This window comes from Enterobacter cloacae complex sp. IR5459 (assembly GCF_049238005.1).
GTDB classification, from domain to species: Bacteria; Pseudomonadota; Gammaproteobacteria; order Enterobacterales; family Enterobacteriaceae; genus Enterobacter; species Enterobacter hormaechei_C.
In genome coordinates this window covers 277,360-301,852 of record NZ_JBMKIG010000003.1, presented here as the reverse complement: position 1 = coordinate 301,852, position 24,493 = coordinate 277,360, and the positions used below count along the sequence as shown (strand labels likewise).

Genomic DNA, 24,493 nt, shown 5'->3' with positions numbered 1-24,493 from the left:
GATACTGGACAATCTCATGTCAGTAAGTTCTTTTAACCGACGCTGGGCGGCGGTGATCCTTGAAGCCCTGACCCGTCATGGTGTCAGGCATGTGTGTATTGCCCCGGGCTCTCGCTCCACGCCGCTCACCCTTGCTGCCGCGGAAAACCGGGCTTTTATTCACCACACCCATTTTGATGAGCGTGGTCTGGGCCATCTGGCGCTCGGGCTGGCGAAAGTCAGTAAAGCGCCCGTGGCGGTGATCGTCACCTCCGGCACGGCGGTGGCGAACCTCTATCCGGCGCTGATAGAAGCGGGATTAACCGGCGAAAAGCTGATTTTACTCACCGCCGACCGTCCCCCGGAACTTATCGACTGCGGCGCTAACCAGGCGATTCGTCAGCCTGGCATTTTTGCCTCGCATCCTTCACAGACGGTCTCGTTGCCGCGCCCCACCCAGGACATTCCCGCCAGCTGGCTGGTCTCAACCCTCGACCACGCCATGAACGCACTGCGCAGCGGCGGGCTACACATTAACTGCCCGTTTGCCGAGCCGCTGTACGGTGAAATGAACGATACTGGCCTCGTCTGGCAACAGCAGCTGGGAGACTGGTGGGAGAGCGAAAAACCCTGGCTGCGCGAGCAGACGCATCTGGAAAGCGCTAAACAGCGCGACTGGTTCTTCTGGCGTCAGAAGCGCGGCGTGGTGATAGCCGGGCGGATGAGTGCGGCGGAAGGTAAGCTTGCGGCGGAGTGGGCACAAACGCTTGGCTGGCCGCTGATTGGTGACGTGCTTTCCCAGACGGGCCAGCCGCTGCCCTGCGCCGACCTCTGGCTGGGGAACGCGAAAGCGGTCACCGAGCTGGCGCAGGCGCAGATTGTCGTCCAGCTGGGATCGAGCCTGACGGGGAAGCGTCTGCTCCAGTGGCAGGCCACCTGTACGCCTGAAGAGTACTGGCTGGTGGACCCGCTCGAAGGACGCCTTGACCCGGCGCACCATCGTGGCCGCCGCCTGGTGAGCGATATTAACAGCTGGCTGGAATTGCATCCGGCGGAAAAACGCAAACCCTGGGCGGTGGAGATCCCGGCGCTGTCACGTCAGGCGTGGGAACTCACCAAAGCGCAGTGCGAGGCGTTCAGTGAAGCCGGGCTGGCGCACCGTATCCGCAAATATCTTCCCGAGCAGGGACAACTTTTTGTCGGTAACAGCCTGGTGGTGCGCCTGATTGACGCCTTTTCGCAGCTGCCGGCGGGTTATCCGGTGTACAGCAACCGGGGCGCGAGCGGCATTGACGGCCTGATCTCCACCGCCGCTGGCGTACAGAGGGCCAGCGCGAAATCCACGCTGGCGATTGTGGGGGATCTCTCAGCCCTCTACGATCTCAACGCGCTGGCGCTCCTGCGTCAGGCGTCGGCCCCGTTCGTGCTGATTATTGTGAACAATAACGGCGGGCAGATTTTCTCGTTGCTGCCGACGCCGCAAAGCGAGCGTGAGCGCTTCTATCTGATGCCGCAAAACGTGCAGTTCGAACACGCCGCCGCCATGTTCAGCCTTAAATACCATTGCCCGGAAAACTGGGACGCGCTGGAGACGGCACTGAACACCGCCTGGCGGCAGCCTGGCGCGACGCTCATTGAGCTGGTGGTAAACGATGCTGACGGCGCGCAGAAGCTGCAACATCTGTTGGCGCAGGTGAGTCACCTGTGATCCTCGCAGGCGTCACCCAGCCAGGAAATCCAGGCTACCCCTGGCTGGTTTTCCTGCACGGTTTTTCCGGCGACTGTCGCGAGTGGCAGGCTGTCGGGGCGTCGCTGCATGACTACCCCCGGCTCTACCTTGACCTGCCCGGGCACGGTGGTTCAGCGGATACGGACGTGACGGGGTTTGCAGAGGTGAGCGATTTGCTCACGCACACCCTTTTTAGTTACAACATACTAAAGTACTGGCTGATAGGGTACTCCCTCGGCGGCCGCATTGCGATGTTCCATGCCTGCCAGCATCCAGCGGGGTTAGACGGGGTTATTGTGGAAGGTGGACACCCGGGCCTGCAAGACCCCGATGCGCGCCAGGCGCGGCTGACCTCTGACCGCCGCTGGGCATCACGTTTACGCAGTGAGCCGCTGGAGGCCGTCTTTGCCGACTGGTATCAACAGCCGGTCTTTGCCTCACTTACGGATGATCAGCGCAGGGCGCTGATCGCGCTGCGCAGCCGGAACAACGGCCCGAGGCTGGCAGAGATGCTGGAAGCCACCTCGCTTGCCGTTCAGCCTGATTTACGTCCCGCGCTCACCGCGCGTGATTTTTCTTTTGACTATCTCTATGGCGAACGTGACGGGAAGTTTGCAGCTATCGCCCCTGAACTTAACGCCACGCGTCATGCTATCCCTCACGCCGGACACAACGCCCACCGGGACAACCCGGAAGCTGTTGCCGCGAGTCTGGCTCAGATACTGCGTTATCGAACAAAGGACACGCTATGATCTATCCTGATGAACACATGCTTTACGCGCCGGTTGAATGGCAGGACTGCTCCGAAGGCTACACCGACATTCGTTACCACAAATCCGCCGATGGTATCGCCAAAATCACCATCAACCGTCCACAGGTGCGCAACGCGTTTCGTCCGTTGACCGTAAAAGAGATGATCCAGGCGCTGGCGGATGCCCGCTATGACGACACTGTCGGCGTCATCATCCTCACCGGGGAAGGGGAGAAAGCCTTCTGCTCCGGCGGCGATCAGAAAGTCCGCGGTGACTACGGCGGATACCAGGATGATGCGGGCACGCACCACCTGAACGTGCTGGATTTCCAGCGCCAGATCCGCACCTGTCCAAAACCGGTGGTCGCGATGGTGGCAGGGTATTCCATCGGCGGCGGTCACGTGCTGCACATGATGTGTGACCTGACGATCGCGGCGGAAAATGCCATTTTCGGTCAGACTGGCCCGAAAGTCGGCTCTTTCGACGGCGGCTGGGGCGCGTCCTATATGGCGCGCATTGTCGGCCAGAAAAAAGCCCGCGAAATCTGGTTCCTGTGCCGTCAGTACAACGCCCAGGAAGCGCTGGATATGGGGCTGGTTAACACCGTGGTGCCGATCGCCGATCTGGAAAAAGAGACCGTGCGCTGGTGTCGCGAAATGCTGCAAAACAGCCCAATGGCGCTGCGCTGCCTGAAAGCGGCCCTCAACGCCGACTGTGACGGTCAGGCGGGCCTTCAGGAGCTGGCAGGTAACGCCACCATGCTGTTCTATATGACCGAAGAGGGTCAGGAAGGGCGCAACGCGTTCAACGAAAAACGCCAGCCGGACTTCAGCAAATACAAACGGAACCCGTAATGCGTCGCGCGCAGGTTTACCGCTGGCAGATACCGATGGACGCGGGCGTGGTGCTGCGTGAACGGCGGTTAAAAACCCGTGACGGCTTTTTCATGCATCTCCGGCAGGGCGAGCGGGAAGGGTGGGGCGAGATAGCCCCACTTCCGGGCTTTAGCCTGGAAACGCTCGACGAGGCGCAGGCCGCGCTGATGGCCTGGACGCACGCCTGGCGCGAGGGAGAAGATCCGGCGCTGCCGGACGTTCCTTCCGTCGCGTTCGGCATCAGCTGCGCGCTGGCAGAGCTGGACGGCAGTTTGCCGGAGGCGGCGAACTATCGCGCCGCGCCGCTCTGTACTGGCGATCCGGATGAACTTTTCGCGCTCCTTTCCGCGATGCCTGGCGAGAAGGTGGCGAAAATAAAGGTCGGCCTGTACGAAGCGGTGCGCGACGGGATGGTGGTTAATCTGTTACTGGAAGCCATTCCCGATCTGCACCTGCGCCTGGACGCCAACCGCGCCTGGACACCGCTCGGGGCGCAGCAGTTTGCGAAGTACGTCAACCCGGCGTACCGCAGCCGCATCGCGTTTCTCGAAGAGCCGTGCAAAACGCGCGACGACTCTCGCGCCTTCGCCCGGGAAACCGGCATCGCCATCGCCTGGGATGAGAGCCTGCGCGAAGCCGATTTCGCGTTTGCCGCCGAGCCGGGCGTCAGGGCCGTGGTGATTAAGCCAACGCTGACCGGCAGCCTCGACAAGGTGCGCGAGCAGGTTGCGGCGGCCCATGCCGCAGGGCTGACGGCGGTGATCAGTTCATCCATCGAATCCAGCCTCGGCCTGACGCAGCTGGCGCGCATCGCTGCATGGTTAACGCCGGACACCGTTCCCGGTCTCGATACGCTAAACCTGATGCAGGCCCAGCTGATTCGCCAGTGGCCTGGCAGCACCTTGCCGTGCCTCGACGTCGGGGCGCTGGAGCCATTGCGATGAGTTTTACCGACTGGCCGTGGCGGCACTGGCGCACCCGGCGTGCCGATAAACCCGCGCTGCGTTTAGACGATGTAACGCTCAGTTGGACTCAGATGGGCGAGCGTATCGATCGTCTGGCAGCCGGTTTTCAGTCTCAGGGCGTTGCTGACGGTGACGGCGTCATGCTGCTCGCCCACAACCACCCGCAGACCCTGCTGGCCTGGCTGGCGCTGCTTCAGTGCGGCGCCCGCATTTTGCCGGTGAACCCTCAGCTTCCCCGTCCGCTGCTGGACGTCCTCCTGCCGCAGATGACCCTGCGTTTTGCGCTGGTGCTTAACGGTGAGTATGACGGTCTGCCCGCGCTGGCATTAAGAGAGGGCGAGGGGCAGGGGGGCGTGACGTGGCGGGCAGAACGACTGGCCTCAATGACGCTCACCTCCGGCTCCACCGGTTTGCCAAAAGCGGCGGTGCACACCTGTGCCGCCCACCTTGCCAGCGCAAAAGGGGTGCTGGCGCTGATGCCTTACGGCGAAAGCGACGACTGGCTGCTCTCTCTGCCGCTGTTTCACGTCTCCGGTCAGGGGATTTTGTGGCGCTGGTTACAGGGCGGAGGCCGTCTCACCGTACGCGAAAAACAGCCGCTTGAGCAGGCGCTACAGGGCTGTACCCACGCCTCGCTGGTGCCAACGCAGCTGTGGCGACTGCTTAATTCACACCATCCCGTCGCGCTGAAAGCCGTGCTGCTCGGCGGGGCGGAAATCCCCATTGCGCTGACCGAACAGGCGCGCGAGCAGGGGATCCGTACATTCTGCGGCTACGGTCTGACCGAGTTCGCCTCCACCGTCTGCGCCAAAGAGGCCGACGGCGCGCCGGACGTGGGCAGCGCGCTGCCGGGCAGAGACGTTCAGGTGGTAAACGGTGAAGTCTGGATCCGGGCGGAAAGCATGGCGGCGGGCTACTGGCGAGACGGCGCATTATTGCCGCTGGTCAATGCGCAGGGCTGGTTCGCCACCCGCGATCGCGGCGAGTGGCATGACGGACGCCTGACCATTCTGGGCCGAATGGACAATCTCTTTTTCAGCGGCGGAGAAGGGATCCAGCCGGAAGCGCTGGAGCGCGTTATCGCCACGCATCCGCAGGTAAGCCAGGCGTTTGTCGTTCCGCTGGATGATGCTGAGTACGGGCAACGTCCGGTGGCGGTAGTGGAATGCGAGCCGGGCACGGATATCACGCTGCTGCCGGAGTGGGTTCAGGGCAGGCTGGCGCGCTTTGAGCAGCCGGTACACTGGCTGGCGCTGCCGTCAGAACTGAAAAATGGCGGGATTAAAATCTCCCGCCAGGCGTTAAAGCAGTGGGTCAATGCCCTGTTGAGGGGCTAATCAGCCGATATCCGGCTGCGGTTTGTGCTGGCGTCGGCGGATCCAGCGCAGCACCGGCGGCACGACAATCACCATAATCGCCATTGCCAGCAGGATCTTCGTTACGCTGCTCTCCCACAGGATCCCCATGTTGCCGTTGCTGATGGAGAGGGCGCGGCGCAGGTTCTGCTCCAGCATTTCCCCCAGCACAAACCCTAAAATCAGCGGCGACATCGGGAAGTGCATCTTGCGCAGAATGTAGCCCAGCACGCCGAGCAGCACCATCAACACCAGGTCGAAGGTGGTGCTGTGCACCGCGTACACCCCAACCGCAGAGACGGCGGCGATGGCCGGGACCAGGAACCACAGGGGAATGGTCAGCATGCGGGTGAACAGGCCGATCAGCGGGATGTTCATTACCAGCAGCATCACGTTGGCGATCAGCAGGGCGGCAATCAAACCCCAGACGATATCGGGCTGCTCGGTAAACATCGCCGGACCCGGGGTGATGTTATAGAGCGTCAGCGCGCCCATCATTACCGCCGTGGTGCCGGAGCCCGGCACGCCGAGGGTCAGCATCGGGATAAACGAGCCGCAGGCCGAGGCGTTATTCGCCGCCTCCGGCGCAGCCACGCCGCGGATATCGCCTTTGCCGAAGCTGTCGCTGTTACCGCTCAGCTTTTTCTCGGTCATGTAGGTGATGGCGCTGGCGATAGTCGCCCCCGCGCCGGGCAGAATGCCGACGAAGAAACCGATCACCGACGAACGCAGGGTGGCACCCACACACTGCGCCCCCTCTTTGGCATTAAAGAGCATACGTCCGGTTTTACGCACCAGCGTCTGCCCGCTGCTGGTATGTTCCAGCATCAGTAAGATTTCTGAGACAGAGAACAAACCAATCACCACGACGATAAACTGCACGCCGTCGGAGAGATGAACGCTGTCGAAGGTAAAACGATAAACCCCGGTGTTGGCATCCACGCCGACGGTGGCCAGACTGAGGCCAATCAACGCAGACAAAAACGACTTCAGCGGATTCTGCGCCATCATGCTGCCGAGACAGGCGATGGCGAACACCATCAGGGCAAAATACTCGGCCGGACCAAACGCCAGCGACCACTGGGCCAGCGCCGGGGCGAAGAGGATGATGCCGCCAATGGCGATCAGGGAGCCAAAGAACGAGCTGACGGCGGAAATAGAGAGCGCCACGCCGCCGCGTCCCTGCTGCGCCATTGGATAGCCATCCAGCGCGGTCATAATGGCGGCGGCATCGCCGGGCACGTTAAGCAGAATCGAGGAAATACGCCCCCCGTATTCGCAGCCGATATAAACCGTCGCCAGCAGGATCAGCGCCGATTCCGCAGGCAGGTGCAGCGCAAAGGCCAGCGGCAGTAAAATCGCCACGCCGTTGATAGGTCCAAGGCCCGGCAGCAGGCCGACGATGGTCCCGACGAAACAGCCGATCAGGGCGATCACCAGGTTTTCCGGGGTCATTGCTACCGCGAACCCCTGAGAGAGATAGATCCAGGTATCCATAGCGTGCTCCGTTAGTTAAACCATGCGCCAAGCGGCAGGGTCACGTCCAGCAGGCGGTCGAAGGCGTACCAGAGTAAAATGCCCAGTACGACCCCGGAGATCCCCGCCGCAGGCAGCGAGGCGTTAAATAGTATGCCAATCACCATCGTCAGCAGGGCGGTGGCAATCGGGAAGCCGAGCCATTCAAAGCCCCACGCGTACATCAGCAGGACAATCACCATTACCAGCAGACGTTGCAGCGTTCGGCGTGGCGGCCACTCCACGGTATCCGGATGGCGCAGCAGCAGCGCTACCGAGCAGAGCAGCATCAGGCCGACAATGCCGACGGGAAAGGGGCGTGGCCCCACGGGTTCATAGCTGTATTCGCTGTGGATCTGCCAGGCGACGAACATGCCGCCAATGCAGAGCAGCAGCCATATCCCGGCAAAAATGCGATCGCTCATAGCGCCTCCGGTTATTTCGCCAGGCCAAAGGCTTTCGCCTGTACGCGGTAGTCATTCACCTGTTTTTTGACATACTCGTCCAGCTGCTTGCCGTTCAGGTTGAACTCAAACAGCCCGCGCAGATCGCGCTGTTTTTTGAACTCCTCGGTTTGCTGAAGTTTTGCGAAGGTATCCACCCACCACTGGTATTCGGCGTCGGTCACTTTTGGCCCGACGAAGAAGCCGCGGATGATCGGCCAGACCAGGTTATAACCCTGCTCTTTGGCGGTTGGGACGTCTGCCAGCTGGCCCGGCAGACGGTTTTCTGAGAAGACCGCCAGCACACGGATCTTATCCCCGCTCAGGTAGGGCACCATTTCGCTGAGATCGCCCGATACCGCCTGGACGTGATTGCCCATCAGCGCCGTCACCGGCTCGCCGCCGCCTTCAAAGGCCACGTAACGCATCTTGTGCGGATCCACTTTGGCCTGCTGCGCCAGCAGCGCGGCTTTCATCCAGTCCTGGCTGCCGATAGAGGCGCCTGCGCCAATGACCACGCTGTTCGGATCTTTTTCCATGGCGGTCAGCAGATCTTTCAGGGATTTCCACGGAGAGTCCGCGCGCACGGCGATCATGCCGTAATCGGTGCCTACGGTGGCGAGCCAGCGCACGTCGTCCACGTCATAACGGCCAAATTTCCCCTGTGACAGATTCAGCAGCGAACCGCCGGAGAAGGCCACCACTGTGCCCGCTTCGGCAGGGCGCTGGGCGACGATGGCGTTATAGGCTACCGCGCCCACGCCGCCGGGCATGTAGGTAACGCGCATCGGTTTCTCAATGGCCTTCGTCTCCAGCAGGCTGACCTGAATCAGCTTACAGGTCAGGTCGAAGCCGCCGCCGGGTTTGGCCGGGGCGATACATTCGGTACGGGATGGCGCGTCCTGCGCCTGGACGACAGAGGCACTCAACAGCAATACGCTTGCAGCAAGGGTAGAAAGTAATTGTTTTTTCATCGTTTATCCTCACGCCGGAGAACCGGGAGTACGGGTACGGGTGTCTTTTTTCTGATTATGTGAACCACCTTGTAGCGGTTCCGTTGCGTGATTGTTAAAACAATAACCTTTCATTTCCCTTTCACTGCGACACCAACTTTACAGGATGTGATATGCGTCTCTTACTGGCGGAAGATAATCGTGAGCTGGCTCACTGGCTGGAAAAAGCGCTGGTACAAAACGGATTTGCCGTGGATTGCGTCAACGATGGACGGGCGGCCGATCATCTTTTGCAGGGAGAAAACTATGCCGTCGCGATCCTTGATATCGGCATGCCCGGTTTCGACGGGCTGGAGGTGGTGCATCGGCTGAGAAAGCGCGGGCAGACGTTGCCCGTGCTGTTTCTTACCGCCCGCAGCAACGTGGCAGACAGGGTTAAGGGGCTGAATGCCGGGGCGGATGACTACCTGCCGAAACCGTTCGAGCTGGAGGAGCTTGATGCCCGCCTGCGTGCGCTGCTGCGCCGCAGTGAAGGGCGAACCCAGGAGCGCCAGCGGCTGGGAGAGCTGGAGTACGATGATGAAGGCTTTTTTCTGCTGCGCGATGAACCCCTTTCCCTCACGCCGCGCGAACTCTCTTTGCTGAAGGTGCTGATGCACCGTCGGACCCGTCCCGTCTCCCGGCAACAGCTTTTCGACCAGGTGTTCAGCCTGAACGACGACGTCAGCCCCGAGAGCATCGATCTCTATATTCACCGCCTGCGTAAGAAGCTGACCGGCAGCGGCGTGCGGATCACCACCCTCCGGGGGCTGGGCTACGTGCTGGAGTGCGGCGATGAAGTGGGTTAAGCCGCAGTCGCTTTACCTGCAACTTTTGCTTTTTCTGGGTTTGCCGCTGCTGCTGTTATGGGGGCTGTCAGCCTTTAACAGCTACGTTAGCGCGCTACAGGCGGCGACGCAGGCCTATGACCGCACGCTGTTATCCTCGGCGCGCACGGTGTCAGAGCGGCTGGTGGTGCACAACGGCAAGCTCCAGGTGAACGTGCCGTGGGTCGTGCTCGACAGCTTCGAGCTGAACATGAACGATCGCCTCTACTACAAGGTCGTGGACCCTGACGGGCGGACGATCTCCGGCTATGACGATCTGCCGAATATGCCCCCCTCCACGTCGCGCACCTCCCACTATCCGGCGCTGGCGTGGTTTTATCATACCGAGTATCGCGGGCAGGCGATCCGCGTGGCGAAGCTGCTCCAGCCGGTTAACGAGGACAGTGTGTTCGGCATGGCGGAAATCTACGTCGCCGAAACGTTGCAGTCGCGGCGCTATCTGGCCACTCAGCTGCTGTTTTCCTCGCTCGTGTCGCAGGGGCTGCTGGTGCTGCTGACGCTGGTCCTGACCGCGTGGCTGCTGCGTCGCGTGCTGCGCCCGATGCGGCAGCTCTCTTCGCTGATGGTGCGCCGTGAGCCCGGGCTGCTGGCTCCGCTGCCGGAGCTGCTGCCCTGGTCGGAAACGCGGCTGCTGATTGTGGCATTTAACCGCTATATCGACAGGTTACGCGGCGTGCTTTCGCGACAGGCGCGCTTTAATGCTGACGCCTCACACCAGCTCAAAACGCCGCTGGCGGTGCTGAAAACCCAGGTATCGGTTGCCCTGACGCGTAACGATCCGGCCCTGTGGCAGGAGAGCTTACGGGCGATGAACGTCACGCTGGATAACACCATCGTGCTGACAGAAAGGCTGTTGCAGCTTTCAGCGGTGAAGCGAAAAGAGCAGGGGGAGCGACAGTTTGCCCCTGTCGATCTGGTGCAGGTGGTGCAAAACTGCTGCTTTTCCCGGCTGGCGCAGGCGCGCAGCAAGGGTATCGATCTCGGTTATGACGGCGTACAGCAGCCGGTAATGATTGAGGGTGATGACGTGCTGCTGGGTGAACTCTGCGCCAACCTGCTGGAGAACGCGATCAAATACACGCCGGAGCAGGGCATCGTGACGGTGTACCTGCGCACGGCTAACGATGCCGTTGAGCTGAGCGTGGAGGACAGCGGACCGGGTATTGCTGAAGACCAGATCTCCCAGGCCATGCTGCCGTTTCATCGTCTGGAAAACGTGGGTGATGCCGCCGGGTCCGGCATTGGCCTGGCGCTGGCTAACGATATTGCCCGCCTGCACCGCAGCCATCTTCAGCTGATGCCCAGTGAAAATCTGGGTGGGCTGAGCGTGAAAATGCGCTTTCTGATGCTGATATAAATGCCGATATTATCAAATCGTTACAAACTAATTGCCTGCCGCACGTGGAGTCCATTGATCACACAGGCAGGCAGGTTAAAATCTCGCGGTTTTTGGACATCTCTGAATAAATTGTGCGGGATCACGACAATGAAAAAAGTGGCATTAATGGGCTTAAGCGGCCTGATGTTTGTTTCAGCAGCGGCAAACGCAATTTCCTTCAACGGCTCGGCGGGACAAGATTATACCCATCTGGGCTTCGGTCTTGGCACGGACAGCGCAGGCCTGGCAATGACCGGCGGCTGGACGCATAACGACGACGACGGCGATGCGGCAAGCCTGGGCCTCGGCTTCAACGTGCCGTTGGGTCCCTTCCTGGCGACCGTCGGGGGTAAAGGCATTTACACCAACCCGAACGACGGCGACGAAGGCTACGCGGCGGCAGTGGGCGGCGGCTTGCAGTGGAAAATTGGCGACAGCTTTGGCCTGTTCGGTGAGTACTACTACTCTCCTGATTCCCTCTCCAGCGGCATCGACAGCTATCAGGAAGCTAACGCCGGCGCGCGCTGGACCATCGTGCGTCCAATCACCATCGAAGCGGGTTATCGCTATCTGAACCTGGCCGGTAAAGACGGCAACCGCGACAACGCCCTGGCAGACGGCCCGTACGTTGGCGTTAGCGCCGGTTTCTAATCCTCTCGGCGCGGCGTTCAGTCGCGCCAGTTTCTCTCTTCCCCCGGTCTTTGATTGCGCTATAGTGTTTTGACCATTGAAATGGGAGAACACAATGATAAACGTGGAAATGTTATCCACTGGCGACGAAGTGCTTCATGGGCAAATCATTGATACCAATGCCGCCTGGCTCGCCGATCTCTTCTTTGAGCAAGGATTACCGTTAACGCGCCGCAACACCGTAGGTGACAACCTTGAGTCGCTGGTCAACGTTCTGCGCGAGCGCAGCGAACGCTGCGACGTGCTGATTGTGAACGGCGGGCTGGGACCCACCAGCGACGATCTCAGCGCGCTGGCCGCCGCCACGGCCAAAGGCGAAGGCCTGGTCCTGCACGAGGCGTGGCTGGCGCAGATGGAGCGCTTTTTCTCCGGGCGTGGCCGCGTGATGGCCCCCAGCAACCGCAAGCAGGCTGAAATTCCCGCCAGCGCGGAACTGATTGATAACCCGGTCGGCACCGCCTGCGGGTTTGCCGTTCAGTTGAACCGCTGCCTGATGTTCTTCACTCCGGGCGTGCCGTCGGAATTTAAAGTGATGGTCGAGCAGCAGATCCTGCCGCGCCTGCGCGCGCGCTTTACGCTGCCTGAACCGCCGCTGTGCCTGCGTCTGACCACCTTTGGTCGCTCGGAAAGCGATCTGGCTCAGAGCCTCGATCACCTGCAACTGCCTCCCGGCGTGTCGATGGGCTATCGCTCCTCCATGCCGATTATTGAACTGAAGCTGACCGGACCGGCGTCAGAGAAAGCCGCTATGCTGGCACTGTGGCCGGAAGTGCGGCGCGTCGCCGGGGAAAGCCTGATTTTCGAAGGCACGGAAGGGCTGCCGGCGCAGATCGCAGCGCATTTGCAGTCCCGCCAGCTGAGCGTGACGTTAAGCGAGCAGTTTACCGGTGGGCTTCTGGCGCTTCAGCTTACCCGGGCGGATGCGCCGCTGCTGGCCAGTGAAGTGGTGCCGTTCCAGCAGGAGACGCTGGCGCAGACGGCGCGCTGGGCATCCGAGCGCAGAGTGAAGCATTTCGCCGGACTGGCGCTGTTTGTGGGCGGGCTGGATGAGGAGCACCTCAACTTTGCCCTGGCAACGCCGGAAGGAACGCACGCCCTGCGCGTCAGGATGAGCATTACCCGCCACAGCCTGGCCGTACGTCAGGAGGTGTGCGCGATGATGGCGCTGAACATGCTGCGCCGCTGGCTGAACGGGAAAGAGGTCCCCAGTGAGCACGGCTGGATCAACGTCGTGGAATCGCTGTTCGTAGAGTGAGAGTGTGCCGGGGCAGTGTCCCCGGCAACGGTTACGCCAGCGCTTTTGCCAGCAAGGTAATGGGATGTTCACAGCGTTTGCTGGTGGACATCTCGATCTGCCACTTGCAGGTTTCACAGTCCGTCACCACGATATCTGCGCCGCTCTCTTCAATCTGCCGGAACAGCGGCGCGCCAATGGCCTGTGACGTTGGGTAGTTTTCACGCTTGAATCCGTAGGTGCCAGCGATGCCGCAGCAGCGTGAGTCCAGCACCGTCAGCTCCAGCCCCGGGATCAGCCGCAGCAGCTCAAGCGTATAGATCGACCAGCCCATCTTCTCCATATGACATGGCGTGTGATATACCACCTTCAGCGGCAATTTGCCCAGCGGTAACGTCTGCCCGCTGTCCAGTTTGCGCCAGAGAAAACGGGTCGCCAGCTCAATGTGCTCGCGCAGGCCGGTGTTATCCACATCCAGCAGATGCGGATATTCATCGCGCAGCGTGAAGGTACAGGTTGACGACGTCGCCAGTACCGGTATCCCTTTGTCGACGATCGCCTCACGTAAAGAGGTGACGTTGCTGCTCGCCTGCTTGCGCGCTTTGTCGATGAAACCGTTGGCAATCAGCGGAACGCCGCAGCACTTTTCTTTGCTCAGCAGCTGAACGCCCGTCCCCATGGCGTTCAGCACTTTCAGCAGGTCTTTTCCCAGCTGCGGATGGTTGTAGTTCACGTAGCAGCCGTGGAAGAAGGCGACCTGCTCAGCGAACTGCGCCTGTTCTGCCGCCACGGATTTATACCAGCGGCGGAAGGTGCCGTGAGAATATTTCGGCAGACTGCGGTGATGGTCGATTTTGAGCGTCGCATCCAGCAGCCTGCGCACCGGCTTCAGGGCGGTGGCGGCATTGACGACCGGCGCGAAAGGCGTCGAGAGGCTGCCCATTAGATCGGTGTGGCTCAGTATCGCGTCACGCAGCGTCGGTTTTTGCGTACTGTAGCGGGCGCGGGCGCGCTGGATGATATCGCCTATTTTCACGTCCGACGGGCAGGCAACTTCGCAGCGTTTGCAGTTGATGCAGTATTTCAGCGCCTCGTCGTAGAGCGCGCCATCCTTCAGGCGCAGACGCTCCCCGTCGGGACCGGCCTGTTTCGGGCCGGGATAGCGCGGATCGACGCCGCTGACCGGGCAAACCGTGGTGCAGACCGTGCATTTGATACAGCTTTCAAATCGGGTGTCGTTCATTGTGCTCTCTCCCTGCGCTGGATAATCTGCTCCGCGACATGCAGCGCGGTGACGGCGCAGACGCCGCCACCGCAGCCCTGCGCCACGGGATCGTACCCGCCCAGAACCGAGCCGATGGCGTAAATATTTTCAACCGGTTCCCCGCCCAGCCGCGGGCGCAGTTGGCTGTCGACGATCACGCCGAACTGCTGCCAGGGCTGCGGGGTGAAGAAATCGCTTTGATACCAGTCCGCGCGGGAAGCGCTTTGCCGGACATCCAGCCCGAGTATTGCCTCACGCACGCCATCCCGGCTGCTCAGCAGACCGTTACTGAAGAAACTGCCGCTTGCCAGCACCGTATAGCGTGCGCGAAGCGGGATGTCGCCGTGGTTGCGGGTCCAGATATCGCTTACCGCGCCCTCAACCAGGGTGATTTTTTTCACCTCGTCGCCTGCCATCCAGACGCCACCCTGGGCGACAAACTGACGCTGAAGCTGGGTATGCAGACGAATGCCGGGCACGGAAGGGGGGAGCGTCGGCAGTAAACCGAGCGTACAGGGCAGGCGCGCCGAGAGCCAGCGCCAGAGCCGGTTGTCCGTTAAGCCAAAACAGGCGGGCATAAACAGGGCGTCGCAGGTCTCGCCGAGCGGTTGAAGCGCCGCGTACAGCTGCGGCCAGTAACTTTCATTATCCAGCAGGCGGGCAATGTTCACCGCACGAAACTCGCTGGGGTTTTCGCGCAGCACGTCGAGCTCGGGGAGATCAATCTCCGCTGTATCCACCTGAACACCCTGCTGTCTGAGAGACGCGGCGGCCAGATGTGGCTGGAAATCAAGGAAACCGCTGATCCCCACCACCCGCACGCGCTCGGCAGCGATGGGAGCGACAGGCACCTCTTCCGGGCTAAGCCAGGCGGCGCGCAGGGTGCCGAGTGGCGTGACGCGCTGATGGTTTTGCTCGGCGTCACCCTGCATGCGTGCGCCGCAGGCAGTGAGCAGGTGTTCGGTTTCGCAGGCAAAGCGGGCCATATTCTCTGCGCCCGTCAGGCGGTAGGGATGTTCAGGCGGCAGATCGGCGAACGATAGCGCGCCCAGTAAATCCAGCGAGCCGGAGGAGAAGTGCAGAGCACTCTGACCGCGAGTGACAATGGCGCAGCGCAGACCCCGCTGCGTCAGTTTGAGGCCGCACAGCAGGCCCGCCAGCCCCCCACCCACAATCACGGTATCAAATTTCATGGTTGTGCTCCTTCTCCAGACCGCAAAGCCCCTGATAGACCCAGCGGGTAAATTCGCTTTCGCGCAGGGCATCGCCCCAGGCGACGGGCTGAATGCCTTTCCAGCGCTCGTTTAAAAAATCGCTGAGTTGGGCAAGCGACTGGGTTGACGTGGTGGCGTGAAAACGTTGCAGCAGCCCGGCGGCACGGCAGGCGCACAGCTCCCCCTGACAGGTGCCCATCCCGACGCGCGTGCGGCGGCGTAAATCGAGCAGGTTGTTTACCGTCAGGTTTTCCACGGCATACTGCACCTCGCCTGCGGTCACGGCTTCGCATTCGCACACCAGGCTGCGGCTGAGTCGCCCTTCACCGAGCCAGGTCGGGGTGCGGTCGCCGTGGCGGTAAATCGCCGAACCGCGAAGCGGGGCAGGGAGTGAAATGATTTTGTGCAGCGTTTTTTCTGTCGATTGCTGCGAGCCGGGCAGGGCCTGTTCCGCCGTCACGCACGGCGCGGTGTTGCCGAGCTTACGGCAGACGGCATCGGTGGCCCACTGGGCCATCAGCCGGTAGGTCATCAGCTTGCCGCCGGTAATGGTGATAAATCCGTCCATGCCGTCACGTTCGGCGTGATCGAGCAGTACGATGCCGCGGCTGACGTTACGCCCGCTCGAATCGTTATCGCTGGCGACGAGGGGACGCACGCCCGCGTAGGCACGCAGAATACGCGTCTGCGCCATCACCGGGGCCAGCTTTTCCCCTTCGCGCAGCAGGATATCCACCTCTTCAGCGGTGACGCGGTTGTAATCAATTTCGCTGTAGTCCACATGCATTGAGGTCGTGCCGATTAACGAAATGGTGTCCCCCGGCACGAGGATATCGGCGTCAGACGGTTTACGGCAGCGGTTGATGACATGGTTATTGATGCGGTGGTCGAGGATCAGCAGCGAGCCTTTCGCCGGGAACATGCGCACCGACAGGTCCGCGTATTCCGCGATGCGCTGGCCCCAGATCCCCGCCGCGTTGACCACGACGGCGGCATACAGCTCGCGGTGTTCGTTGTACTGCGCATCAAACACGCGCACTCCGCGCACGGTATTCCCTTCGCGAATAAGCCCGGTGACGTGATGCCCGGTCAGGATCTGGGCGCCATGTTCCCGCGCGTCAAGCATATTGGCGGCGGTCAGGCGGAAAGGATCAACGGTTCCGTCCGGTACTTTTACCGCGCCCAGTAACGCCGGGTTTACCGAGGGTTCAAGACGGCGCGCCTGCGCAGGATCGATCGCCTCGGCCTGAATGCCTGCCGCCGTGCAGGCGGTGATAAAGGTTTGCTGAAAGCCGAGGTCGTCTTCTGGAAGGGTGATAAAAAGACCGTTGGTCGGTTCAACGCAGTGGCGGGCGATGCGCCTGAGGATCTGGTTTTCAGCGATACACTCGCGCGCTGACTCAGCGTCAGTGACCGCATAGCGGGCGCCGCTGTGCAACAGACCGTGGTTACGTCCCGTCGCGCCGGTGGCGATATCGTGGCGTTCCAGAAGCGTGACGCTCAATCCCCGCAGGGCGCAGTCGCGTGCGATGCCGGCACCCGTCGCGCCACCGCCAATGATAATCACATCGCTGAAGCGTGGATCGTGAATTGTCATTGCCTTTCCTCTATGTTCGTTTTTTTGCATTTAGCCACATTGATCGTGTGGTTTGTTTGATTTCGAACATAAACGCGCGAAATTCGAAAGTGAAACGTGATTTCATGCGCTTTTTTGCGCATTCTGTCATATTTCTGTAACAATCTGTGCGTTGATTCACAGTAACATTCACCGTGATTTCTTAACATCGCCGCCTCTGTAGCCGGGCGCGAGATGCCCGGTCATTTTTTGAAAGGCCACGGAGGCTGTTATGCTCAGTATCTTTAAACCTGCGCCACATCGGGCGCGACTGCCAGAGGCAGAGATTGATCCTCTCTACCGCCGTCTGCGTTGGCAAATCTTCCTCGGGATCTTCTTCGGGTATGCGGCGTACTATCTGGTACGTAAAAACTTTGCGCTCGCCATGCCGTACCTGGTGGAGCAGGGCTTCTCTCGCGGCGATCTGGGATTTGCGCTGTCGGGGATCTCCATCGCGTACGGTTTTTCAAAGTTCATTATGGGGTCGGTGTCGGATCGTTCGAATCCGCGCGTGTTCCTGCCCGCCGGTCTGATCCTCGCGGCAGCGGTGATGCTGTTCATGGGCTTTGTGCCGTGGGCGACCTCAAGCATTGCCATCATGTTCGTGCTGCTGTTCCTCTGCGGCTGGTTCCAGGGGATGGGATGGCCGCCATGCGGACGCACCATGGTTCACTGGTGGTCACAGAAAGAGCGTGGTGGAATTGTATCGGTCTGGAACTGTGCGCATAACGTCGGGGGCGGGCTTCCGCCGCTGCTGTTCCTGCTGGGGATGGCCTGGTTCAACGACTGGCACGCGGCGCTCTATATGCCTGCCTTTGGCGCCATTCTGGTGGCGATTATCGCCTTCGCTCTGATGCGCGACACCCCACAGTCCTGCGGCCTGCCGCCGATTGAAGAGTACAAAAATGACTATCCGGATGATTACAGCGAGAAGCACGAAGAAGAGCTGACCGCGAAGCAAATCTTCATGAAGTACGTGCTGCCGAACAAGCTGCTGTGGTACATCGCGGTGGCGAACGTGTTTGTCTACCTGCTGCGTTACGGCATCCTCGACTGGTCCCCGACTTACCTGAAAGAGGTGAAGCATTTCGCGCTGGATAAATCTTCCTGGGCCTATTTCCTGTATGAATACGCGGGCATTCCCGGCACGCTGATCTGCGGCTGGATGTCGGACAAAGTGTTTAAGGGCAACCGTGGGGCAACGGGCGTGTTCTTTATGGCGCTGGTGACCATCGCGACGGTCGTTTACTGGCTTAACCCGCCGGGTAATCCGGGTGTGGATATGGCCTGTATGATCGTCATCGGCTTCCTGATTTATGGTCCGGTTATGCTGATCGGCCTGCACGCGCTGGAGCTGGCACCGAAGAAAGCGGCAGGCACGGCTGCGGGCTTTACCGGTCTGTTCGGCTATCTCGGCGGTTCGGTCGCGGCGAGCGCCATTGTGGGCTATACCGTTGACTTCTTCGGCTGGGACGGCGGCTTTATGGTGATGATCGGCGGAAGCGTGCTGGCGGTACTGCTGCTGGTTGTTGTGATGATTGGTGAAAAACGTCACCACGCCGAAGTGCTGGCGCGTCGTCAATAAGGAGCATTGCGATGAAATTAACTCAGTTAGCAACCGGCCTGCTGCTGGCGGGCCTGATGACAGGCTCCGCGCTGGCGGCGGATAAAATCGTTATCGCCCACCGTGGCGCCAGCGGTTATCTGCCGGAGCATACGCTGCCGGCAAAAGCGATGGCCTATGCCCAGGGCGCGGATTATCTGGAGCAGGATCTGGTGATGACGAAGGACGACCAGCTGGTCGTCCTGCACGACCATTATCTTGACCGCGTGACGGACGTGGCAGAGCGTTTCCCGGATCGCGCCCGTAAAGATGGTCGCTACTACGCTATCGACTTCACGCTGGCGGAGATCCGCTCCCTGAAGTTCACCGAAGGCTTCGAGATTGAAAACGGCAAGAAGGTGCAGGTCTATCCGGGACGTTTCCCGATGGGCAAATCTGACTTCCGGATCCATACCTTCCAGGAAGAGATTGAGTTTGTTCAGGGACTGAACCACTCCACCGGTAAAAACATCGGCATCTACCCGGAAATCAAAGCGCCGTGGTTCCACCATCAGGAAGGGAAGGACATTGCCGCGAAGACGCTGGAGGTACTGAAAAAGTACGGCTACACCAGCAAGCAGGATAAGGTTTTCCTGCAATGTTTCGATGCCGCGGAACTGAAGCGCATCAAAACTGAGCTGGAGCCGAAGATGGGGATGGATCTCAATCTGGTGCAGCTGATTGCCTATACCGACTGGAATGAAACCCAGGAAAAACAGCCGGACGGGAAGTGGGTGAACTACAGCTACGACTGGATGTTTAAGCCGGGCGCGATGAAGCAGATTGCGCAGTACGCTGACGGCATCGGGCCGGATTATCACATGCTGGTGGCGGAAGGCTCAACGCCTGGCCACGTGAAGCTGACGGCGATGGTGAAAGAGGCGCACGCCAGCAAGATGCAGGTGCATCCGTACACGGTGCGTGCCGATCAGCTGCCGCCATATGCCACCGATGTGAATCAGCTTTACGAGGTGTTGTATAAGCAGGCGGACGTGGACGGGCTGTTTACGGATTTCCCGGATAAAGCGGTGACGTTCTTAAAATAGAAAAAGGGCCGTAAGGCCCTTTTTTACATCTCGATCTCAATATCGCCTTTTGCCCGGCAGCAGCAGGGCAAAATTTCCCCTTCATTGATAAAGGCCAGCGGTTCGGTCAGCCAGTCCACCTGGCCTGCGACCAGACGGCAGCGGCACGAACCGCAATAGCCTTCACGACACTGGTACTCTACCTCAACCTGATGCGCTTCAAGCGCCACCAGCAGAGAAGGATGCTCTTCCTGGCACAACACCTCTGTACCAGAAAGGCTCAGCGTTACGCGGCTCATCAGAGCTGGAAGTCGCTCAGGTCGTCGGTGTTGACTTCAGAATCAATCTGACCGACCAGATAAGAGCTCACTTCCACTTCCTGCGGCGCAACCTGCACGTTATCGGACACCAGCCAGGTATTGATCCACGGAATTGGGTTAGAGCGCGTCTGGAATGGCAGATCGAGACCCACAGCCTGCATGCGGATGTTAGTGATGTACTCCACGTACTGGCACAGAATGTCTTTGTTCAGGCCAATCATGGAGCCGTCGCGGAACAGGTAGTCTGCCCACTCTTTCTCCTGCTGGGCGGCCTGCAAGAACAGGTCGTAGCACTCCTGCTTGCACTCTTCGGCGATTTCCGCCATCTCCGGGTCGTCCGCACCGCTGCGCAGCAGGTTTAGCATATGCTGGGTGCCGGTCAGGTGCAGGGCTTCGTCACGGGCGATCAGACGGATAATTTTGGCGTTACCTTCCATCAGCTTGCGCTCGGCAAACGCGAAGGAGCAGGCGAAGCTCACGTAGAAGCGGATTGCTTCCAGCGCGTTGACGCTCATCAGGCACAGATAGAGCTGCTTTTTCAGGGCCCGCAGGTTTACGGTAACGGTTTTGCCGTTCACGTTATGCGTGCCTTCGCCCAGCAGATGCCAGTAGCTGGTCATCTCGATCAGCTCGTCGTAGTAGTGCGCAATGCCTTCCGCGCGCTTCTGGATCTGTTCGTTGGTGACGATATCGTCAAACACCACCGCCGGATCGTTCACGATGTTGCGGATGATGTGGGTGTAAGAGCGGGAGTGGATCGTCTCGGAGAACGCCCAGGTTTCTACCCAGGTTTCCAGCTCAGGAATCGAGATTAGCGGCAGCAGCGCCACGTTCGGACTACGTCCCTGAATGGAGTCCAGCAGCGTCTGGTACTTCAGGTTGCTGAGGAAGATGTGCTTTTCGTGTTCCGGCAGCGCCTGGAAATCGATACGGTCGCGGGAAACGTCAACTTCTTCCGGACGCCAGAAGAAGGAGAGTTGCTTTTCAATCAGCTTTTCGAAGATGTCATATTTTTGCTGATCGTAGCGTGCCACGTTGACCGGCTGGCCGAAGAACATCGGCTCTTTGAGCTGGTCGTTTTTCGTCTGTGAAAAGGTGGTATATGCCATTGCGGTGAGTCCTGTGGTGTTATTTCCCCTCACCCCGGCCCTCTCCCACAGGGAGAGGGGGAAAGAGTTCCCTCTCCCTGTGGGAGAGGGTTAGGGTGAGGGAATTTATTAGATCTTACATGCGCCGCTTTCGCAGCCATCGTCCTGAATTGACGGCGCCAGGTCGTCCTGGGCGTCTTCCGCACCATCACGGGTGTTGTGATAGTACAGCGTTTTCACGCCAAATTTGTAGGCGGTCAGCAGGTCTTTCAGCAGCTGCTGCATCGGTACCTTGCCGGACGGGAAGCGCGTCGGGTCGTAGTTAGTATTGGCAGAGATCGACTGGTCGATAAACTTCTGCATGATACCCACCAGTTGGAGGTAGCCGTCGTTGTTTGGCATTTCCCACAGCAGCTCGTAGTTGTCACCCAGCGTTTCGTAATCCGGTACCACCTGACGCAGCACGCCGTCTTTCGACGCTTTAATGCTGACGTGCCCGCGCGGTGGCTCAATACCGTTAGTGGCGTTGGAGATCTGCGAAGAGGTCTCGGACGGCATCAGGGCAGAGAGCGTGGAGTTACGCAGGCCGTGAGTTTTAATGGACTCGCGCAGGCCTTCCCAGTCGAGGTGCAGCGGCTCGCTGACGATCGCATCCAGGTCTTTTTTATAGGTGTCGATCGGCAGAATGCCTTTCGCGTAAGTGGTTTCGTTGAACCACGGGCACGCGCCTTGCTCTTTCGCCAGCTCGTTAGAGGCTTTCATCAGGTAGTACTGGATCGCTTCGAACGTCTGGTGCGTCAGATTGTTGGCGCTGCCGTCGGAGTAACGCTTGCCGTTTTTCGCCAGCCAGTAGGCGAAGTTGATTACGCCGATACCTAAAGTGCGACGACCCATTGCGCCGCGTTTTGCCGCCGGGATTGGGTAATCCTGGTAGTCCAGCAGGGCGTCGAGGGCACGAACAGCCAGCACCGCCAGCTCTTCCAGCTCGTCCAGGCTCTTAATCGCACCCAGGTTGAACGCAGAGAGCGTACACAGCGCGATTTCGCCGTTTTCGTCGTTCACATCGTCCAGCGGTTTGGTCGGCAGGGCGATCTCCAGGCACAGGTTGGACTGGCGCACTGGCGCAACCACCGGATCGAACGGGCTGTGGGTGTTGCAGTGGTCAACGTTCTGGATGTAGATACGGCCGGTAGAAGCACGTTCCTGCATCATCAGGGAGAACAGATCGACCGCCTTCACGCGCTGCTTACGGATGCTGTCGTCTTTTTCATATTTGGTGTACAGACGCTCGAACTCATCCTGATCGGCGAAGAACGCGTCATACAGGCCCGGGACGTCGGATGGGCTGAACAGGGTGATGTCTTCCCCTTTCAGCAGGCGGGTGTACATCAGCTTGTTGATCTGCACGCCGTAGTCCATGTGACGCACGCGGTTGCCTTCCACGCCGCGGTTGTTCTTCAGAACCAGCAGGCTTTCCACTTCCAGGTGCCACATCGGGTAGAACAGGGTCGCAGCGCCACCGCGCACGCCGCCCTGAGAGCAGGATTTTACTGCCGTCTGGAAGTGCTTGTAGAACGGGATACAGCCGGTGTGGAACGCTTCACCGCCGCGGATCGGGCTGCCAAGCGCACGGATACGACCGGCGTTGATGCCGATACCGGCACGCTGGGAAACGTATTTCACGATGGCGCTGGAAGTCGCGTTGATGGAATCCAGGCTGTCACCGCACTCGATCAGAACGCAGGAGCTGAACTGACGGGTAGGGGTGCGCACGCCAGACATGATTGGCGTAGGCAGAGAAATCTTGAACGTAGAGACCGCATCGTAGAAACGCTTCACGTAGTCCAGACGGGTTTCGCGTGGATAATTAGAGAACAGGCAGGCGGCCACCAGAATATAGAGGAACTGGGCGCTTTCGTAGATCTCACCGGTTACACGGTTCTGAACCAGGTATTTGCCTTCGAGCTGCTTCACCGCCGCGTAGGAGAAGTTCATGTCGCGCCAGTGATCGATAAACCCGTTCATCTGCTCGAACTCTTCTTCCGTATAGTCTTCCAGCAGATGCGTGTCGTATTTGCCCAGCTCAACCATTTTCACTACGTGATCGTAAAGCTTCGGCGGCTCGAACTGACCGTAGGCTTTTTTACGCAGGTGGAAAATCGCCAGACGCGCAGCGAGGTACTGATAATCCGGTGCGTCGCGGGAGATCAGATCTGCCGCTGCTTTGATAATGGTTTCGTGGATATCAGACGTTTTGATGCCGTCGTAGAACTGAATGTGAGAACGCAGTTCAACCTGGGAGATAGATACGTTGTTCAGTCCTTCTGCTGCCCAGTCGAGAACTCGATGGATTTTGTCCAGATTGATACGCTCGGTGGTACCGTCGCGCTTTGTCACCAGCAGACTCTGATTCATGTGGGTTTTTACCTGTCCGTGAAATAAAAAATATCCCCCGCTTATCCACAGACCCGTCTTGTGACTAACTCTGTGGATAAATACTACATATAGGGGTTTTGCGATAAGAAGAACGCTATATGGTGAGTATTCTAGTAAGGATTCTTTTCAGTACAAGGGTTGATTTTGACGTTAAATTGAGGTTGTGAAAGGGTAAAAAAGGCTAAGTCCTCGTGCCGTAAGGCCTGGAAGAGATGTCAATAATTAAGAAAAAAAATTCAAAATTTGATCGAGTGCTGATTTCTTCAACGGGAGGTCAGAATTGCGCAACATGATGTCGCGCAATCTTTATAAGAATAACGAATGACGTTAGTCGTTTTTGGCGGTTGTGTGCAACATATAGTTAACATCCACGCCCGGGGCAAGTTTGAATTTATCGGTCAACGGGTTGTAGTGCAGGCCCGTCATGTGCTGCTCCTTAAGCCATGTCTGGTCAACCCAGCCCAGCAGTTCGGCAGGCTTGATGAACTTCTTCACGTCGTGCGTCCCTTTCGGCACCATGCGCAGCACATATTCCGCGCCTACCACGGCCATCAGCCAGGCTTTGCCGTTGCGGTTGATGGTCGAGAAGAAGACCTGTCCACCCGGTTTCACCAGGTTTGCACAGGCGCTGACGACCGACTGCGGATCGGGAACGTGCTCCAGCATCTCCATGCAGGTCACCACGTCATACTGGTGCGCATGTTTTGCCGCGTGCTCTTCCACGGTTTCCTGAACGTATTCTACCTGTATGCCGGACTCCAGCGCATGAAGACGCGCAACCTGTAGAGGTTCGAAGCCCATGTCCAGACCGGTGACGGTGGCCCCTTCACGCGCCATACTTTCCGCCAGGATGCCGCCGCCGCAGCCGACGTCGAGCACTTTCTTACCGAACAGACCGCCGGAACGCTCCGCGATATAGCCCAGACGCAGCGGGTTAATACGATGCAGAGGTTTGAACTCACCTTCGAGATCCCACCAGCGGGACGCCACCGCTTCAAATTTGGCAATCTCTTCGTGGTCAACGTTGTGAGCCACCGGGGATTTTTCGGCATTCATGGGCGCTTTTACTCCTTATTTAGCAAGACAAATGAGTATATCAGGCAATCCCTGTGAATAAAGCGTATAGGTTTACCTGTATCACCGTGGCTGTGTTATAATTTGCGACCTTTGAAT

Annotated in this window: 21 protein-coding genes; 11 read left to right on the top strand and 10 right to left on the bottom strand. The window is 59.4% G+C overall.

What is annotated here, in order from left to right; genetic code table 11:
• The first annotated feature begins 16 nt into the window (after positions 1–16).
• Genes menD through menE form a run of 5 tightly spaced genes read left to right on the top strand, consistent with a single transcriptional unit; the run spans position 17 to position 5,637 of the window.
• Complete coding sequence (gene menD, locus ACOTX4_RS07840; RefSeq protein ID WP_045331077.1) at positions 17–1,687, top strand: 2-succinyl-5-enolpyruvyl-6-hydroxy-3-cyclohexene-1-carboxylic-acid synthase; 1,671 nt, start codon at positions 17–19, stop codon at positions 1,685–1,687.
• A complete protein-coding gene (menH, locus tag ACOTX4_RS07835; protein ID WP_421635368.1) occupies positions 1,684–2,460 on the top strand; it encodes a 2-succinyl-6-hydroxy-2,4-cyclohexadiene-1-carboxylate synthase in 777 nt (258 codons plus the stop codon). The genes menD and menH overlap by 4 nt, the downstream gene beginning before the upstream one ends.
• Positions 2,457–3,314 (top strand): 1,4-dihydroxy-2-naphthoyl-CoA synthase, encoded by an 858-nt coding sequence (gene menB / locus ACOTX4_RS07830; RefSeq protein WP_023314580.1) that lies wholly within the window; start codon positions 2,457–2,459, stop codon positions 3,312–3,314. Before menH ends, menB begins: the two co-directional genes overlap by 4 nt.
• Entirely contained in the window at positions 3,314–4,279 is a 966-nt protein-coding gene (menC, locus tag ACOTX4_RS07825) for an o-succinylbenzoate synthase (RefSeq protein WP_045331081.1), read from the top strand. Before menB ends, menC begins: the two co-directional genes overlap by 1 nt.
• The gene (menE, locus tag ACOTX4_RS07820) at positions 4,276–5,637 is read left to right on the top strand and encodes an o-succinylbenzoate--CoA ligase (protein WP_045331083.1); all 1,362 of its coding nucleotides are present in this window, start codon (positions 4,276–4,278) and stop codon (positions 5,635–5,637) included. The genes menC and menE overlap by 4 nt, the downstream gene beginning before the upstream one ends.
• Here menE and ACOTX4_RS07815 read toward each other — a convergent pair whose 3' ends face one another.
• The 3 genes from ACOTX4_RS07815 to ACOTX4_RS07805 are packed head-to-tail and all read right to left on the bottom strand — an operon-like array spanning position 5,638 to position 8,587.
• A complete protein-coding gene (locus ACOTX4_RS07815; protein WP_003859445.1) occupies positions 5,638–7,152 on the bottom strand; it encodes a tripartite tricarboxylate transporter permease in 1,515 nt (504 codons plus the stop codon).
• Between the two features lie 11 nt (positions 7,153–7,163).
• A complete protein-coding gene (locus tag ACOTX4_RS07810; protein WP_003859443.1) occupies positions 7,164–7,595 on the bottom strand; it encodes a tripartite tricarboxylate transporter TctB family protein in 432 nt (143 codons plus the stop codon).
• A gap of 11 nt (positions 7,596–7,606) precedes the next feature.
• Positions 7,607–8,587, bottom strand: coding sequence for a Bug family tripartite tricarboxylate transporter substrate binding protein (locus tag ACOTX4_RS07805; protein WP_023324993.1), 981 nt, complete (start codon positions 8,585–8,587; stop codon positions 7,607–7,609).
• 152 nt (positions 8,588–8,739) lie between these two features.
• On the opposite strand from ACOTX4_RS07805, the gene tctD reads away from it, so the two are divergent.
• The 4 genes from tctD (at position 8,740) to ACOTX4_RS07785 (ending at position 12,776) form a co-directional block, all read left to right on the top strand.
• The gene (gene tctD, locus ACOTX4_RS07800) at positions 8,740–9,414 is read left to right on the top strand and encodes a transcriptional regulator TctD (protein WP_017693014.1); all 675 of its coding nucleotides are present in this window, start codon (positions 8,740–8,742) and stop codon (positions 9,412–9,414) included.
• Positions 9,401–10,810 (top strand): sensor histidine kinase, encoded by a 1,410-nt coding sequence (locus tag ACOTX4_RS07795; protein ID WP_003859438.1) that lies wholly within the window; start codon positions 9,401–9,403, stop codon positions 10,808–10,810. The genes tctD and ACOTX4_RS07795 overlap by 14 nt, the downstream gene beginning before the upstream one ends.
• Positions 10,811–10,939: 129 nt before the next feature.
• Positions 10,940–11,482, top strand: coding sequence for a YfaZ family outer membrane protein (locus tag ACOTX4_RS07790; protein ID WP_045331086.1), 543 nt, complete (start codon positions 10,940–10,942; stop codon positions 11,480–11,482).
• Between the two features lie 94 nt (positions 11,483–11,576).
• Entirely contained in the window at positions 11,577–12,776 is a 1,200-nt protein-coding gene (locus tag ACOTX4_RS07785; RefSeq protein ID WP_063937743.1) for a nicotinamide mononucleotide deamidase-related protein YfaY, read from the top strand.
• Positions 12,777–12,807: 31 nt separating this feature from the next.
• On the opposite strand, the gene glpC is transcribed toward ACOTX4_RS07785, so the two are convergent.
• From glpC to glpA, 3 genes are read right to left on the bottom strand one after another with little or no spacing between them, the layout of a single operon-like run.
• Positions 12,808–13,998, bottom strand: a complete 1,191-nt coding sequence (gene glpC, locus ACOTX4_RS07780; protein ID WP_032671780.1) for an anaerobic glycerol-3-phosphate dehydrogenase subunit GlpC — start codon at positions 13,996–13,998, stop codon at positions 12,808–12,810.
• Positions 13,995–15,212: a glycerol-3-phosphate dehydrogenase subunit GlpB gene (gene glpB, locus ACOTX4_RS07775; RefSeq protein ID WP_032609729.1), complete on the bottom strand. Its 1,218-nt coding sequence runs from the start codon at positions 15,210–15,212 to the stop codon at positions 13,995–13,997. The genes glpC and glpB overlap by 4 nt, the downstream gene beginning before the upstream one ends.
• The gene (gene glpA / locus ACOTX4_RS07770) at positions 15,202–16,830 is read right to left on the bottom strand and encodes an anaerobic glycerol-3-phosphate dehydrogenase subunit A (RefSeq protein ID WP_045331091.1); all 1,629 of its coding nucleotides are present in this window, start codon (positions 16,828–16,830) and stop codon (positions 15,202–15,204) included. The genes glpB and glpA overlap by 11 nt, the downstream gene beginning before the upstream one ends.
• 250 nt (positions 16,831–17,080) lie before the next feature.
• Here glpA and glpT point away from each other — a divergent pair, with 250 nt between their 5' ends.
• Together glpT and glpQ are read left to right on the top strand one after the other, a co-directional pair.
• The gene (gene glpT, locus ACOTX4_RS07765) at positions 17,081–18,433 is read left to right on the top strand and encodes a glycerol-3-phosphate transporter (RefSeq protein WP_045331092.1); all 1,353 of its coding nucleotides are present in this window, start codon (positions 17,081–17,083) and stop codon (positions 18,431–18,433) included.
• Between the two features lie 11 nt (positions 18,434–18,444).
• Entirely contained in the window at positions 18,445–19,497 is a 1,053-nt protein-coding gene (gene glpQ, locus ACOTX4_RS07760; protein WP_045331095.1) for a glycerophosphodiester phosphodiesterase, read from the top strand.
• A gap of 23 nt (positions 19,498–19,520) precedes the next feature.
• Here the strand turns inward: glpQ and yfaE are convergent, their stop codons facing one another.
• The 4 genes from yfaE to ubiG form a co-directional block, all read right to left on the bottom strand.
• Complete coding sequence (yfaE, locus tag ACOTX4_RS07755; protein WP_023324987.1) at positions 19,521–19,775, bottom strand: class I ribonucleotide reductase maintenance protein YfaE; 255 nt, start codon at positions 19,773–19,775, stop codon at positions 19,521–19,523.
• Positions 19,775–20,905 carry a class Ia ribonucleoside-diphosphate reductase subunit beta gene (gene nrdB, locus ACOTX4_RS07750; RefSeq protein WP_023314567.1) on the bottom strand — a complete coding sequence of 377 codons (1,131 nt, stop codon included), beginning with the start codon at positions 20,903–20,905 and terminating at the stop codon, positions 19,775–19,777. Before nrdB ends, yfaE begins: the two co-directional genes overlap by 1 nt.
• A 108-nt stretch (positions 20,906–21,013) precedes the next feature.
• Positions 21,014–23,299 carry a class 1a ribonucleoside-diphosphate reductase subunit alpha gene (gene nrdA / locus ACOTX4_RS07745; protein ID WP_003859415.1) on the bottom strand — a complete coding sequence of 762 codons (2,286 nt, stop codon included), beginning with the start codon at positions 23,297–23,299 and terminating at the stop codon, positions 21,014–21,016.
• A gap of 348 nt (positions 23,300–23,647) precedes the next feature.
• On the bottom strand, positions 23,648–24,376 hold the full coding sequence (gene ubiG / locus ACOTX4_RS07740) for a bifunctional 2-polyprenyl-6-hydroxyphenol methylase/3-demethylubiquinol 3-O-methyltransferase UbiG (protein WP_003859413.1): 729 nt from the start codon (positions 24,374–24,376) through the stop codon (positions 23,648–23,650).
• Positions 24,377–24,493: the final 117 nt, after the last annotated feature.